This is a genomic window from Streptomyces sp. NBC_00078 (assembly GCF_026343335.1).
Taxonomy (GTDB): domain Bacteria; phylum Actinomycetota; class Actinomycetes; order Streptomycetales; family Streptomycetaceae; genus Streptomyces.
In genome coordinates, this window is record NZ_JAPELX010000001.1 from 1,992,071 (window position 1) to 2,006,233 (window position 14,163).

Annotated in this window: 17 protein-coding genes; 6 read left to right on the forward strand and 11 right to left on the reverse strand. The window is 71.5% G+C overall.

Features of this window, described 5'->3' with window-relative positions:
- Window positions 1-57: 57 nt before the first annotated feature.
- Window positions 58-942, reverse strand: coding sequence for an SDR family NAD(P)-dependent oxidoreductase (locus OOK07_RS09255; protein WP_266795877.1), 885 nt, complete (start codon window positions 940-942; stop codon window positions 58-60).
- Window positions 942-1,739: an acetoacetate decarboxylase family protein gene (locus OOK07_RS09260; protein ID WP_266678656.1), complete on the reverse strand. Its 798-nt coding sequence runs from the start codon at window positions 1,737-1,739 to the stop codon at window positions 942-944. The genes OOK07_RS09255 and OOK07_RS09260 overlap by 1 nt, the downstream gene beginning before the upstream one ends.
- Before the next feature lie 182 nt (window positions 1,740-1,921).
- Here OOK07_RS09260 and OOK07_RS09265 point away from each other — a divergent pair, with 182 nt between their 5' ends.
- The 5 genes from OOK07_RS09265 (at window position 1,922) to OOK07_RS09285 (ending at window position 6,746) form a co-directional block, all read left to right on the forward strand.
- Window positions 1,922-2,905, forward strand: coding sequence for a DEDDh family exonuclease (locus OOK07_RS09265; protein ID WP_266795879.1), 984 nt, complete (start codon window positions 1,922-1,924; stop codon window positions 2,903-2,905).
- Between the two features lie 80 nt (window positions 2,906-2,985).
- Window positions 2,986-3,219: a metallothionein gene (locus tag OOK07_RS09270; protein WP_266511868.1), complete on the forward strand. Its 234-nt coding sequence runs from the start codon at window positions 2,986-2,988 to the stop codon at window positions 3,217-3,219.
- A 49-nt stretch (window positions 3,220-3,268) separates the two neighbouring features.
- Window positions 3,269-4,060, forward strand: a complete 792-nt coding sequence (locus OOK07_RS09275; protein WP_266795880.1) for an SURF1 family cytochrome oxidase biogenesis protein — start codon at window positions 3,269-3,271, stop codon at window positions 4,058-4,060.
- Between the two features lie 137 nt (window positions 4,061-4,197).
- Window positions 4,198-5,985 carry a glycoside hydrolase family 15 protein gene (locus tag OOK07_RS09280; protein WP_266795882.1) on the forward strand — a complete coding sequence of 596 codons (1,788 nt, stop codon included), beginning with the start codon at window positions 4,198-4,200 and terminating at the stop codon, window positions 5,983-5,985.
- Between the two features lie 5 nt (window positions 5,986-5,990).
- Window positions 5,991-6,746 (forward strand): SDR family oxidoreductase, encoded by a 756-nt coding sequence (locus OOK07_RS09285; RefSeq protein ID WP_266678664.1) that lies wholly within the window; start codon window positions 5,991-5,993, stop codon window positions 6,744-6,746.
- Window positions 6,747-6,758: 12 nt separating this feature from the next.
- On the opposite strand, the gene amaP is transcribed toward OOK07_RS09285, so the two are convergent.
- Genes amaP through OOK07_RS09310 form a run of 5 tightly spaced genes read right to left on the reverse strand, consistent with a single transcriptional unit; the run spans window position 6,759 to window position 9,096 of the window.
- Entirely contained in the window at window positions 6,759-7,337 is a 579-nt protein-coding gene (amaP, locus tag OOK07_RS09290) for an alkaline shock response membrane anchor protein AmaP (protein WP_266795883.1), read from the reverse strand.
- 5 nt (window positions 7,338-7,342) lie between these two features.
- Window positions 7,343-7,999, reverse strand: a complete 657-nt coding sequence (locus OOK07_RS09295; protein ID WP_266678668.1) for a DUF6286 domain-containing protein — start codon at window positions 7,997-7,999, stop codon at window positions 7,343-7,345.
- Window positions 7,996-8,379, reverse strand: a complete 384-nt coding sequence (locus OOK07_RS09300) for an Asp23/Gls24 family envelope stress response protein (protein ID WP_266795885.1) — start codon at window positions 8,377-8,379, stop codon at window positions 7,996-7,998. The genes OOK07_RS09295 and OOK07_RS09300 overlap by 4 nt, the downstream gene beginning before the upstream one ends.
- Entirely contained in the window at window positions 8,376-8,561 is a 186-nt protein-coding gene (locus OOK07_RS09305) for a hypothetical protein (RefSeq protein WP_266678672.1), read from the reverse strand. Before OOK07_RS09305 ends, OOK07_RS09300 begins: the two co-directional genes overlap by 4 nt.
- Before the next feature lie 43 nt (window positions 8,562-8,604).
- Entirely contained in the window at window positions 8,605-9,096 is a 492-nt protein-coding gene (locus tag OOK07_RS09310; protein WP_266678674.1) for an Asp23/Gls24 family envelope stress response protein, read from the reverse strand.
- A gap of 87 nt (window positions 9,097-9,183) precedes the next feature.
- Between OOK07_RS09310 and OOK07_RS09315 the strand changes: the two genes are divergently transcribed.
- Window positions 9,184-9,894: a nucleopolyhedrovirus P10 family protein gene (locus OOK07_RS09315; protein ID WP_266678676.1), complete on the forward strand. Its 711-nt coding sequence runs from the start codon at window positions 9,184-9,186 to the stop codon at window positions 9,892-9,894.
- 80 nt (window positions 9,895-9,974) lie between these two features.
- On the opposite strand, the gene OOK07_RS09320 is transcribed toward OOK07_RS09315, so the two are convergent.
- From OOK07_RS09320 to OOK07_RS09335, 4 genes are all read right to left on the reverse strand, one after another.
- Window positions 9,975-10,778, reverse strand: a complete 804-nt coding sequence (locus OOK07_RS09320) for an enoyl-CoA hydratase/isomerase family protein (protein ID WP_266678678.1) — start codon at window positions 10,776-10,778, stop codon at window positions 9,975-9,977.
- A gap of 117 nt (window positions 10,779-10,895) precedes the next feature.
- On the reverse strand, window positions 10,896-11,117 hold the full coding sequence (locus OOK07_RS09325; RefSeq protein WP_004002281.1) for a helix-turn-helix domain-containing protein: 222 nt from the start codon (window positions 11,115-11,117) through the stop codon (window positions 10,896-10,898).
- A gap of 352 nt (window positions 11,118-11,469) precedes the next feature.
- Window positions 11,470-13,068, reverse strand: coding sequence for an ABC-F family ATP-binding cassette domain-containing protein (locus tag OOK07_RS09330; protein ID WP_266678680.1), 1,599 nt, complete (start codon window positions 13,066-13,068; stop codon window positions 11,470-11,472).
- Between the two features lie 91 nt (window positions 13,069-13,159).
- Window positions 13,160-13,837 (reverse strand): hypothetical protein, encoded by a 678-nt coding sequence (locus OOK07_RS09335; protein WP_266678682.1) that lies wholly within the window; start codon window positions 13,835-13,837, stop codon window positions 13,160-13,162.
- Window positions 13,838-14,163 lie beyond the last annotated feature (326 nt).

The following is a 14,163-nucleotide window of genomic DNA, read 5'->3' on the forward strand; positions in this document are numbered from 1 at the left end:
CGCCCCGGGCACCCGGCCGACCGCGTGGCACCGTCGGCGGACAAGCGCGGCAACGATTCAGTCAAGGATGAATTGCTCGAGGTACGACGGGTTCGTGCGGTCGAGCATCGACTCGGCCCGCGCGCGGATCTGGGCGTCGCTGTGCTCACTGGGCGGCAGCAGCCAGAAGCGGTCGGCCCGGATGCCGTCGAAGACGAGGTCCGCGACCTCCTCGACGGGGGTGAAGCGCACTTCCCGTCCCGCCGAGCGCATTGCGGACTCCCACTGGCCGAGGCTGCGGTACGGCGTCTTGCGCGGCCTCTCCTTCGCGTACCAGGCGGGTCTGTTGCGGTGCGACTCCCACAGGCCGGTGCGCAGCATGTGCGGCCCGGGGAACAGCACGGACGCCCCCACGCGTGCGTGCTCCGCTCGGAGATGGGCGTACAGGGACTCGGTCATGGTCACGACGGCCGCCTTCGTGACGGCGTACACGGAGGCCGTGGGCAGCGGGGCGATACCGCCGTCGCCGGAGGACGTGTTGACGACATGACCGGGTTGACCCGACTTGATCATCCGTGGAACGAACGCCTGGACGCCATGGAAGACACCCCACACATTGACGGCGAACGCCCACTTCCAGTCGTTCGGCTCGTGCTCCCACATCCGGCCCTCGGCACCCGAGCCGACCCCGGCGTTGTTGCACAGGACGTGTACGGCGCCGTACCTGTCGTACACCGACTCCGCGAGGTCCAGGACCTGTTGACGCTCGCCGACGTCGGCCACGCGCGCGTGCACGTCGGCACCCTCGGCACGCAGGTCCGCGGCGGCCTTGTCCAGGGCGCTCGCCTCGACGTCGGCGAGGACCACCTTCAGGCCTCCGGCCGCGAACCGCCGGGCCATCGCGAGCCCGATCCCGCTCGCCGCGCCGGTGACGACGGCGACCTGTCCGGACATCAGCTCCATCAGGCACTCCCCTCGGGCGGCGCGTCGAGGATCTGCCGCGGATCGTCGTAACGCTGGTGGATGTACGGCAACAGGGCCTCGGCGCTCACCCGTTCGACGACCTTGCCGCGTTGGCCGCTCGTCTTCTCGCCGATCGTGATGCCGATCAGGCGACGGACCGGCAGGTCGGCCACCGGGTCGTACATGGACTCGCGCAGCATGACGTCCCCGGTGACGCGCTCCAGCCGGCGCACCTTCTCCTCGCGCAGGCAGTGCACGAGCACCGGGCCGGCGTCGAAGCCCGAACCGTCCACCGCGGGAAGGAACTTGAAGTAGAAGTCGGTCTTCCGGCTCGGCTCCGGCAGCGGCAGTTCCTCGCTCACCGCGCCGCGCACCTCGACGAAGGCGACGGAGTGCCGGGCGAGCGAGGCGTGGACGACGAGGCCGTCACGCTCAAGAGTCACCTCGCCGAGCTTCTTGGGCTCCCCGAAGACCTCGCGGCCGCCGGTGAGGGCCCGCTCGTGGGTCATCGGCATGACGAGCGGATACCAGCCGTCGACGCCGGCGTGCGAGGCGGCGACCGCGAACGAGCCCGCACCGAGCGGGTATCCGGGCAGCTCGACCTTGCTGATGTTCACCCGGGCCAGAGGCCGGCTCGTGGGTTTCAGGGGCGGCGGCAGGACCGCCGCGAGGGCGTCCGGGTCGGTCTCCCAGAGGGCCGCCACACCGGTGGACCAGATGTCGGGAAGCCGTGCGCTCGCTGTGCGCGCGGCGGCGATCTCCGCCTCGGTCCGTGCGCCGTACCGTACGCGTGCCATACGTCGTACCGCCCTTCCGTCGACCGTCACACGCCGGGCGGGCAGCACGCTTGCACCGGGTGCCGAAAAGGTCCATAGCCGTGGGCACAGACATTCGCGCCATTCGCGGCACTCGAACAGACGGGCACGCAAGGGCACCTGACGGACAGGACTGTCAGTGGCGGCCCGTATCCTCAGGGACCATGCTCGAAGACCTGACGACCGCCGCGTCCTCCCCGACGACGTGGCCGGCCGCGTATCCGCAGGGATACGCGGTCGTTGACGTGGAGACCACCGGCCTGGCGCGGGACGACCGGATAATCTCCGCGGGCGTCTACCGGCTGGACGCACGCGGCGAGGTCGAGGACCACTGGTACACCACGGTCAATCCGGAGCGGGACCCGGGGCCGGTGTGGATCCACGGTCTGACGAGCGAGGCGCTGGAGGGCGCGCCCCTCTTCCAGGACATCGCCGAGGAGTTCGCGACCCGGCTGGACGGCCGGGTGCTCGTCGCGCACAACGCCGTCTTCGACTGGCAGATGATCGCGCGGGAGTACGCGCGCGCGAAGCGCGAGGCACCGGTGCGGCAGCGGCTGTGCACCATCGCGCTCTCCAAGGAGCTGGCCCTGCCGCTGCCCAACCACAAGCTGGAGTCGCTGGCCGCCCACTTCGGCGTCGTACAGCAGCGCGCGCACCACGCGCTGGACGACGCGCGCGTGCTGGCGGAGGCGTTCCGGCCGAGCCTGAGGGCCGCGGCGGCGCGGGGCGTACGGCTGCCGCTGCTGGAGTGCCGGCCGCTGACGGAGTGGAGCGACCGGCCGGTGCCGCGCCAGTCCGGCGGCGGCTACGACGGCTATCGGCCGACCAGTTGGCGCCCTTCCCGTAAAAGGCCCGCATGCCCCCATCCCAACCCAGGCCGTTACGAAGACGGCAAACCCCTCAAGCAGGGCATGCGGGTGGCCTTCTCCGGAGACACCTCGGTCGAGCGCGACCTGCTGGAGGACCGCGCCGTCGAGGCCGGGCTGCATGTCGCGACGAGCCTGTCCCGGCTGACCAGCCTGCTCGTCACGAACGACCCGGACTCGACCACGTCGAAGGTCGTCAAGGCCCGGCAGTTCGGCACCCCGGTGGTGGACGAGGCGGCGTTCGGGCAGTTGCTCAGGGACGTGGAGCCCGCGGACGGGTGACCCGTACGGACGGGTGATTGCCACGCGACTCGCCCGCCGTCCGCTCGCCCGCGCGGCAGCGAAGGCTCACCCTGTGGCGCATGGCGACCTGTGAAGTATGTGGCAATGACTACGGAATGTCCTTCGAGGTGCACGCACAAGGAGCGGTGCACGTCTTCGACTGCTTCTCCTGCGCGATCCACCGCATGGCACCCGTGTGCGAGCACTGTCGTGTGCAGATCATCGGCCAGGGCGTCGAGGTCGAGGGCCAGTGGTACTGCGGCGCGCACTGTGCCCGTGCGGAGGGCAAGGTGGGGATCATCGACAAGGTGTAACCCGTGACCCGCCCGATCGCACCCCACGACCGAGTTGTACGGTCGTGGGGTGTACCGCTTCCTGTTGTCCCGGCAGTGGGTGATCCTCACCCTGATCGCCCTTGTCCTGATCCCCACGATGATCAGGCTGGGCATCTGGCAGAAGCACCGCTACGAGATGCGGACCGCCCGCAACGACCTCGTCTCCTCGGCGCTGCACGCGAAGCCGGTCCCCGTGCAGCGGCTGACCTCCCCCGGGCATGCGGTCACCAGCACCGAGAAGTACCGCACCATCACCGCGACGGGCACCTTCGACACCGCCCGCGAGGTCGTCGTCCGGCGCCGCACCAACGACGACGACGAGGTCGGCTTCCACGTCCTCACCCCGCTCGTCCTGACGGACGGCAAGGTGGTGCTCGTCAACCGTGGCTGGATCCCGGCCAACGGCGCGCAGACCGCCTTCCCGAAGATCCCCGCGCCCCCGGCCGGCAAGGTCACCATCGAGGGGCGGCTGAAGGCCGACGAGACCACCGCGACGAGCGGCATCAAGGAGATCAAGGGGCTGCCGGCCCGGCAGATCATGCTGATCAACAGCGAGGAGCAGGCGCGGCGGCTCGGCGCCGAGGTCCTCGGCGGCTACGTCGAGCAGACGGCACCCGAGGCGAAGGGCGACAGCCCCGAGCAGATCTCGGATCCCGGCAGCGAGGACGCACCGCTGAACTACGCGTACATGATCCAGTGGTGGCTGTTCGCCGCGGGCGTCCCCGTGGGCTGGTGGGTCCTGGTGCGACGCGAACTCCGCGACCGGGCGGAAGCCGCAGCCAGTGAGCAGGCGGAGGCAGCGGAACCGGCGACGGTGTAGCGGGGCCGGACCCGCCCCCTCAGGCGGCCTTCACTCCCCCGCCCCCAGGCGGCGTTCACTCCCCCGCCCCGGGCGGCCGTCACTCCCACGGCCCCCGCCCGGATTGCCAGGGGTGCTCACCGGGAACCCGCAACTCCGTGCACCCCCGTATCGAGGATTACGCTCTCATCGGCGACGAGCAGACCGCGGCCCTGGTCGGCCGGGACGGCTCCGTCGACTGGCTCTGCCTGCCGCGCTTCGACTCGGCGGCCTGCTTCGCCCGGTTGCTCGGCGACGAGGGCGACGGCCACTGGCGCATCGCCCCCAAAGGCGCCGACGGTCCCTGCACCCGCCGGGCCTACCGCCCCGACACCCTCGTCCTGGACACCGAGTGGGAGACGGACGAGGGCGCGGTGCGCGTGAGCGACCTGATGCCGCAGCGCGAACGCGCCCCCGAGGTCGTACGAGTCGTCGAGGGCCTGCGTGGCAGGGTGACCGTCCGCAGCACACTGCGCCTGCGCTTCGACTACGGGTCGATCGTGCCGTGGATGCGCAGGTCCGGCGAGCACCGGGTGGCCGTCGCCGGCCCGGACTCGGTCTGGCTGCGCAGCGACCCCGCGGTGCACACCTGGGGCGAGGACCTCGCCACGCACTCGGAGTTCACGGTCGAGGAGGGCGAGAAGGTCGCGTTCGTCCTCACCTGGCACCCCTCCTACCGTCAGCGTCCGCCGCAGATGGATCCGTACGAGGCGCTGCGCGCCAGCGTCGCGGACTGGCAGGCATGGGCGTCCCAGTGCCACTACCACGGTCCTCACCGGGACGCCGTGATGCGCTCCCTGATCACCCTCAAGGCTCTCACCTACGCGCCGACCGGCGGCATCGTCGCCGCCCCCACCACCTCCCTGCCCGAGGAGCTCGGCGGGGTGCGCAACTGGGACTACCGCTACTGCTGGCTGCGCGACTCCACCTTCACCCTGGACGCGCTCCTGACCTGCGGCTACCACCAGGAGGCCGAGGCCTGGCGGAACTGGCTGCTGCGCGCGGTCGCGGGTGATCCGGCCGACCTGCAGATCATGTACGGCCTGGCGGGCGAGCGACGGCTGCCCGAGTCCGAACTGCCGTGGCTTTCCGGCTTCGCGGGGTCGACACCCGTACGCATCGGCAACGAGGCCGTGAACCAGCTGCAGCTGGACGTGTACGGCGAGGTCATGGACTCGCTGTCACTGTCCCGGAGTTCGGGCCTGTCCACCAAACCGCACATGTGGTCGATCCAGGCCGCGCTGATGAAGTGGCTGCAGTCCGAGTGGCGACAGCCCGACGAGGGGCTGTGGGAGGTACGCGGCGGCCGACGTCACTTCGTCCACTCCAAGGTCATGGTGTGGGTGGCCGCGGACCGTGCCGTACGCGCGCTGGAGGAGAACCCGCGCCTTGAGGGCGATCTCGACGGCTGGCGCGCCCTGCGCGACGAGGTCCACCGCGAAGTGTGCGAGAAGGGCTTCGACCGCGAGCGGAACACCTTCACGCAGTACTACGGCTCCCGCGAACTGGACGCCGCGCTCCTTCTCATCCCGCGCGTCGGCTTCCTCCCGCCCGACGACTCCCGCGTGCTCGGCACCATCGACGCCGTCCGCGAAGAGCTGAGCCACGGCGGCTTCCTGCGCCGCTACAGCACCGACGAGACGACGATCGACGGGCTGTCCGGCGAGGAGGGCACCTTCCTGGTCTGCTCGTTCTGGCTCGCGGTCGGACTGCACAAGACGGGCCGGAAGAAGGAGGCACGGGAACTGTTCGAACGGCTGCTGGGGCTCGCCAACGACGTGGGCCTGCTGTCCGAGGAGTACGACCCCGTGGGCGACCGTCTGCTCGGCAACTTCCCGCAGGCCTTCAGTCACGTCGGTCTGGTGCACACCGCCCTCGCCCTCTTCGGGGACGACGAGGCAGGATAAGGGCCATGGATCTTGGACTGAAGGACCGGGTGTACGTCGTCACCGGAGCCACGCGCGGCCTCGGCCACGCCACCGCGCGCGAACTCGTCGCGGACGGCGCGAAGGTGGTCGTCACGGGGCGGGACGAGAAGCGGGTCGCCGACGCGGCGGCCGCGCTGGGACCGAACGCGGCCGGGGTGGCCGTCGACAACGCGGACACCGACGCGGCCGCGCGGCTCGTCGAGGCGGCGCGGCAGCGGTTCGGCGGCTTCGACGGCATCCTCATCAGCGTGGGCGGGCCCGCACCCGGATTCGTCGCGGACAACACGGACGAGCAGTGGCAGTCGGCGTTCGAGTCGGTGTTCCTGGGAGCGGTCCGGCTGGCGCGGACGGCGGCCGCGGAACTCGAGGCCGGGGGTGTGATCGGGTTCGTGCTGTCCGGGTCGGTGCACGAGCCGATTCCGGGACTGACCATTTCGAACGGGCTGCGGCCGGGCCTGGCCGGGTTCGCCAAATCGATCTCGGACGAACTGGGACCGCGGGGAATCCGGGTCGTCGGGCTGCTGCCGGCCCGTATCGACACGGACCGGGTGCGCGAACTGGACGCTCTGTCCGCCGACCCCGAGGCCACACGGGCGGCCCATGAGTCCCGCATTCCGCTGCGGCGCTACGGGCTGCCGGAGGAGTTCGGGCGGACGGCCGCCTTCCTGTTGTCACCGGCCGCTTCCTATCTGACGGGCATCATGGTCCCGGTCGACGGCGGTATGCGGCACGGGTTCTGACGCCCGGCCAGGTCAACTCACCCTTACCGCACGGTGCTTGACACCCTTCAGTCGCACCTCTGCGGGAAGGGCCGCGAGGGCCGCCGAACGGCGCGCGTGCATCAGGGCCTGGTGCGTGAGGTGGTGCAGGGCCGCTGCCGGGTCCACGTGCGGTTCCAGGTGGAGTTGCACGCGCGCCTTCGGGGCGTCGCGGTTGCCGGTCAGCCGGGCGTGGGCATGCGCCACGCCGTCCAGCTCGCCCGCCTCGCCCGCCAGTACGCCCTCCAGGGCCCGGCCCCGCAGCAGCGCCCCCTCGCCGTCGCCGGTGTCGACCAAGACCTCGGCGAGGCGGCGCCGGCGCAGGACCGCGGTCAGCCACCACAGGCCGAACAGGACCAGGACGGCCAGTACGGCGATGACGGTGGGCCACCACCAGCCGGCGTCCCGCCAGTGGGTGCGTTCGGCGTCGCTGAGCAGTACGTCGTGCCGCCCGTCGTGGATCCACCATGAGGGGGGCTTCAGGCCGAGTCCCACCGCCAGTACGGAGCCGCCCAGCAGGAGCAGCACGAGCCCGGCGATCCCGATCAGCACTCGGTTGACGGTCCTGAGCATCGCCCTCACCTCTTCCGTCCGGGACGCCGTACGTGCACCGACAGCGCGGGGGGCCGGGACAGCCCCAGGCCGTCGACCGCCTCCGCGAGCGAGGTGTCCAGGTCGGCGCGCACATCGTCCGGTTCACGGAAGTGCGAGACGGCGAAGACGTCGGCCCGGGACCGGCGCACCCGCACCCGTACCGACTGCACACCGGCGACCTCCATGGCACGGTCGCGAAGCACCAGCGCGGCCGCCTCCCGGTACAGACCGGCGTGTACGTCGGTGTCGGGGCGCCGCATCGGCAGGACGCCGCGCAGGCCCGGCGTGGCGGCCAGCACGATCAGCCAGAGGCCGAGGACCGCGGCGACGCCGGCCCCCACGAGCACCCAGGTGTCGTCGAGGGGGCGCTCGGCGAGCTGCCGGGCGAGTTCGCGGCGCCAGCCCATCGCGGGACGGCCGGCGCGCACCGCCGCGACGTCGTAGAGGAACACGCCCGCGACCGCCACGATCAGGACCGCGACGATGCCCGCGGGGACGCGGCGCGCGGACCAGAAGCGGCCCTCGCGTACGTCGTCGGCCGCCGGCGGGGGCGGTGGTGCGTGGTCGAAGTCGCCGCCGGGCGCCCTCTCCATGACCGGCAGTCGTTGTGTGGTGCCCTCGGAGCCCTGGGGCTCGCTCATCGCGTCCTCCCCTGTGCCGCGCCGTGCGCCGGGGTCAGGTGCAGCCGTTCCACGTGAACGGCGACCTCCGGCACCTCCATGCCCACCAACGCGCGTACCCGCGAAGCGACATGCCGACGCACATCCGCGCACCGCGCGCCGATGTCGCAGGGGTAGTCGAGCTCGATGTGCAGGCGGACATGGGCGGCGCCATGGTGGACCACGACGGCGGCCTGCGCGGGCCTGGTGTCCCGGGACTGGTCGGCGAGCACTTCGCGGGCAGCCTGAGCGGCCACCTTCGAGACCACCCGGTCGGCGATCCTGGTGGCACCGCGCTCCCCCGGTGCGACGGCCGCCGGGGGGCTGCGAAGCTCAGTGGCACCCTCGCTCACCGATGTCACCGCCGGCGGTCGTCACGCGTACGGAAGAAGTCGCCGAGTTCCAGGTCCCCCTCCAGGAACCGGCCGACGACGAAACCGATGGCGCCCAGGGCAGCCACCAGCACAAAGGCCCCGAAGCCGCCGAAGTACCCGGCGAAGCCCAGCGCCATTCCGGCGATCATGCCGACCACGGCCATGCTCATCGTGCACTCCCCTCAGCGGTGCGGTTGTCCGGTCTCCAGGAGGTCACTGGAGCCGCGACTCCGGCTCGTCGTCCTCTTCCTCCGGCAGCTTCACATCACTCACCGCGATGTTGACCTCCACGACCTCCAGGCCGGCCATCCGCTCCACCGCCGCGATGACGTTCTCGCGCACGTCATGGGCGACGTCGGAGATCGAGACGCCGTAGTCGACGACGATCTCCAGGTCAAGCGCCGTCTGCACCTCGCCGACCTCGGCCTTCACGCCGCGTGTCACCGACTTCGCCCCGCCCGGTACCCGGTCGCGCACGGCGCCGAAGGTGCGGCTGATCCCGCTGCCCATGGCGTGCACGCCGACCACGTCGCGCGCGGCCAGTCCGGCGATCTTCTCCACGACCCCGTCGGCGATCGTCGTACGTCCCCGGGTGGCCGGGTCTCCCCCGCCGCGCCGCGTCGACTTCCGCAGCGCTGGGTTTTCCGGGGCCTCACTCGCTTCTCCGGGACTCCTCGTCCGGTTCTGCTCCGTCATGTCGGTCATCGCCGCACGTCCCTTCGATTCGTCCTCCTTTCACCACGGTAAGTGAGGTTGCGCCACCGCGCGCCGGGGATGCGGCAGGCTGGAGGAATGACGGCGGAACGGTGGGCGCAAGAGGTACGGCATCAACTGGGCCTGGGCAGACTTCTGCCCCTGGGCGGACCGCGCGAGGGCGCGTGGATCTCGGAGGCGGCGGCCGAGGCGGTGCTCAGGCGCGCGGCCGGGGAGTTGAGCTGGGTACGGCTGGACGGGCTGCGGATCGCGCTCGCCGACCCGGACACCGCGGCCGACCCCGCCGTGCCGCCCCCGCCGAGCGCCCTGCCGCCCGGACCGCTACGGCTGACGGCGGATTTCGCGGCGACGGCCGCTCAGCCGCTGCCGACGACCGCGACCCTGCTGCGTGCGACGCTGACGGCAGCGGCGACCGAACTGCTCGGCCTGGTGGTGGCGGATGTCGACCTGCGGGTCACGGCGCTGCTGGACGAGGTCCCGGAGGCCGTGCCGGTGCGGCCGCCTGAGCCATCGCGCGCCGCCGGGTCCGGGACCGGCGACGAGGGCCGCGCCGCGGCTGCCGCCCTCGCCGTCCCGGGAGTTGCCCGTCTGACGGGCGGGCTGGGCCGGTCCGTGCACATCGAGGAGCGGCACGAGGAGGGCGCGCTGCCGCACCGTCACGCGCGCGTGGAGCTGGCGGTGGACGCGGGCCACCGGGCCCTGGACGTGGCCCGGGAGGTGCGGGCGGCGGTCTCCGCGTCGCCGGCGGATCACCTGACGGTGGCGGTACTGATCACAGCCGTGGGCTGATCACTGCCGTGGAGTGACCACTGCCGTGGGCGAGCGGTCGTGGCGGCGTCCGGTGCGGTCGGCCCACCCGCCCGGTCGGCTCACTCGCCCAGGCCGGCCAGGTCCCGCAGGCGCCGTGCCTGCGCGGCCCTCTCGGCGGCGCGCTGGGCGTCGTAGTCCCGGCCCTGTGCCCCGCGCAGCAACGCCTTGGTCTCGATCACCGCGTCCCGGGGTGCGGCCAGGACCGCCGACACCAGGTCGTGCACGGCGCCCTCAAGCTGTTCGGCGGGTACCGCGAGGTTGGCGAGCCCCGTGCTGACGGCCTCCTCGGCCTGGACGAAGCGGCCGGTCGCGCAGATCTCCAGTGCGCGGGCATAGCCCACCAGTCCGACGAGCGGATGCGTGCCGGTCAGGTCGGGTACGAGTCCGAGGCTGGTCTCGCGCATGGCGAACTGCACGTCGTCGGCGACCACGCGCAGGTCACAGGCGAGCGCCAGCTGGAAGCCCGCGCCGATGGCATGCCCCTGCACGGCGGCGACGGACACGAGGTCACTGCGCCGCCACCAGGTGAATCCGGCCTGGAACTCGGCGATGATCGCGTCGAGTTCGCCGTCGCTGCTGCGCGCGATGTCGACGAACGTCGGCTCGCCCTCGATTCCCTCGGGCGTGAACATGCGCCGGTCGAGCCCGGCGGAGAAGGACTGCCCCTCGGCGCGCAGCACGACGACACGCACGGACCCCGGCAGGATCCGACCTGCCTCGGCGAGCGCACGCCACAGAGCGGGGCTCTGCGCGTTGCGCTTGGCCGGGTTGGTCAGCGTCACCGTGGCGATCGCGTCGTCGACGGTGAGCCGTACGCCGTCCTTGTCGAGCAGCGGACCGAGGTCCTGGGCAGGCGAAGCCATGGAATGCCTCCGATGAGTGCGGTCAGCAGAGCGAAGCTAAGTGACTGCACAGTAACCACCCGGCCGATCTGCCGACCGACCGGGTGGCCACCATCGAAGCCGATGAGCCTCCCGGGATCAGGACGAGGCGGCCTTCTTGCCCCGCGTCGCCCCGCCACGCCCACGGAGCGTGACGCCCGACTCGCTGAGCATCCGGTGCACGAAGCCATACGAGCGGCCGGTTTCCTCGGCCAGTGCCCGAATGCTCGCACCGGAGTCGTACTTCTTCTTCAGGTCTGCCGCGAGCTTGTCGCGCGCGGCGCCGGTTACCCGGCTGCCCTTCTTCAGAGTCTCGGCCACCCGTGCCTCCTCGTGGGAAGTGCGCTCTGGTCCCCTCATGATCACCCCTCAAGGCGTTCATGGCCACCCATTCGGCAAGGTCCGTGAGACAGGGTTGTGACGACGGGAGCGCATCCCCACAAGCGGAATCTGTAATTCCTCCCCTCGGCGTTCGTACCGCCGAACGGGTTGTGTTGCGAAGCACCAGGTCAGAGACGTACTACGGCCGAACCCTTGTCGATAAAGGGCTCGGCCGCGAATTCGATGTAGGACACACCTCGGTACGAGGAGATCTCACACAGATGATGGATCACGGATCGGCCGAATGATCCATACGCTGTGGATCACACCTTCGATCACGCGGTGCTGACTCTCAGGCGAGGGCGACGAGGTCCGCGTAGTCGGCGCCCCACAGGTCCTCGACGCCGTCCGGCAGCAGGATGATCCGCTCCGGCTGCAGCGCCTCGACGGCGCCCTCGTCGTGGGTGACGAGGACGACCGCGCCCTTGTAGGTACGCAGGGCGCCGAGGATCTCCTCGCGGCTGGCCGGGTCGAGGTTGTTGGTCGGCTCGTCCAGCAGCAGGACGTTCGCGGAGGAGACCACCAGGGTCGCCAGGGCCAGGCGGGTCTTCTCGCCGCCGGAGAGGACGCCGGCCGGCTTGTCGACGTCGTCGCCGGAGAACAGGAACGAGCCGAGTGTCTTGCGCACCTCGACGAGGTCCAGGTCGGGGGCGGCGGACCGCATGTTCTCCAGGACCGTGCGCTCCGGGTCGAGGGTCTCGTGCTCCTGCGCGTAGTAGCCGAGCTTGAGGCCGTGGCCCTCGACGACCTCGCCGGTGTCGGGCTTCTCGACGCCGCCGAGGAGCCTGAGCAGTGTGGTCTTGCCGGCGCCGTTCAGGCCGAGGATGACGACGCGGGAACCCTTGTCGATGGCCAGGTCGACGTCGGTGAAGATCTCCAGCGAGCCGTACGACTTCGACAGGCCCTCGGCGGTCAGGGGCGTCTTTCCGCACGGTGCGGGCTCGGGGAAGCGCAGCTTGGCGACCTTGTCGCTCTGGCGCACCGCCTCCAGGCCGGAGAGCAGCTTGTCCGCGCGCCGGGCCATGTTCTGCGCGGCGACCGTCTTGGTGGCCTTGGCGCGCATCTTGTCGGCCTGCGAGTGCAGCGCGGCGGCCTTCTTCTCGGCGTTGGCCCGCTCCCGCTTGCGGCGCTTCTCGTCGGCCTCGCGCTGCTGCTGGTAGAGCTTCCAGCCCATGTTGTAGATGTCGATCTGGGCGCGGTTGGCGTCCAGGTAGAACACCTTGTTGACGACCGTCTCGACCAGGTCGACATCGTGGGAGATGACGATGAAGCCGCCGCGGTAGGTCTTCAGGTAGTCGCGCAGCCAGACGATCGAGTCCGCGTCGAGGTGGTTGGTCGGCTCGTCGAGCAGCAGGGTGTCCGCGTCCGAGAAGAGGATGCGGGCCAGTTCGATACGGCGGCGCTGACCGCCGGAGAGTGTGTGCAGCGGCTGGCCGAGCACCCGGTCGGGCAGGTTGAGGGCGGCGGCGATGGTGGCCGCCTCGGCCTCGGCGGCGTACCCGCCCTTGGTGAGGAATTCCGTCTCGTTGCGCTCGTACTGCTTGAGCGCCTTCTCGCGGGTGGCGCCCTGGCCGTTCGCGATCCGCTGTTCGTTCTCGCGCATCTTGCGGAGCAGTACGTCGAGACCGCGCGCGGACAGGACGCGGTCGCGGGCGAGGATGTCGAGGTCGCCGGTGCGCGGGTCCTGCGGGAGGTAGCCGACCTCGCCGGAGCGGGTGACCGTGCCTCCGGCGGGGATGCCGTCGCCGGCCAGGACCTTGGTGAGGGTGGTCTTGCCGGCGCCGTTGCGGCCGACCAGTCCGATGCGGTCGCCCTTGGCGATACGGAAGGAGGCGGACTCGATGAGGACGCGGGCACCGGCGCGCAGCTCGATACCGGAGGCGGAGATCACGGACAGGCTCCAGGGCAGACTGGGATGACGGGTGGGCGACTGAGGACGTTCCCGCCGTCTAATGCGCGAGGAGAATGGCCATGGGCCAAGTCTAACGGGGCTGTGCAACCACTTTTTCTGTGTTCGGGTGTTCGGGCCGCCCGCCGGCGAGGCTGTCGCCAAGGGGCGCACGGTGCAGGGTCGTCCGGCCCAGCTCGTCCACGGCGATGAGCTGGGACGTCCACGCCGATTCCGGGCAGAGCTGGGCGACGAGCAGCGCTCCGGCGGCGTGACGTACGGCACGCTCGGGCGCGAAGGCGCACCCGCCGCGCGCGGGCACCACCCAGCGCAGGTCGCCGTCGGCGATGCGGTAGGCGGCGATGCGGGGCGGGGTGACGACGGCGAGGAGCCCACGGCCGAGGGGGCGCAGGACTCCGGTGCCGCCCTGTGCGGGAAGCCAGTCGGCGCTCGCGGGGAGGGCGCGGTGCCAGCGGACGGCGGAGCCGTCGGCGGCGGTGACCAGTCCGTCGTCCCAGAGCGTGATGGCGTCCCCACGCGCGCGGAGCACGGCGAGCGGATGGCGGCCGTCGCGCGTGTAGCGCGCGCCTGCGGTGAAGTGGTCCCCGTAGGGGGCGGGGCGGGACTCGTAAACGGCGGCCAGGACGGGCACCGCCAGGAGGAAGGCCAGGGTGGCGACGAGCGGGCGGCGGACGCGGCGGGCGCCCGGGAGTTCACTGGTCTCCGGGGCGGCGCGGCGCGCCCCCGTCGTCTCGACCGGCAGATCGCCCACCGTGCCCCCCTTCCGCGTCCATCACCCTCGGATCCGGCGCAGAGCGTAGCCACGAGCGGGTACGGCGGCCGGGGTGTGCGGTCGTGACACGGCGGGGTGAGCGGGCACGTCCCCCGTTCGGCCCCTTCGCCGGCCTCGAAGGGCGGTCCCGGGGTGTGGTCAGTGGTCGCTGTGCCGCCGGGCAGCGGGGCGGATTCCGGCAGGGAGCACAAGAGGGTGATCGGCATGGCCGGCACCGGGCAGCGGGCGGCCGAGCGCCTTTCCGGCCCAAGGGCCGCGGCGGCGTCCACGACTCGGCGAGGAAGGGCGCGGGCCCCGAGCGGGGT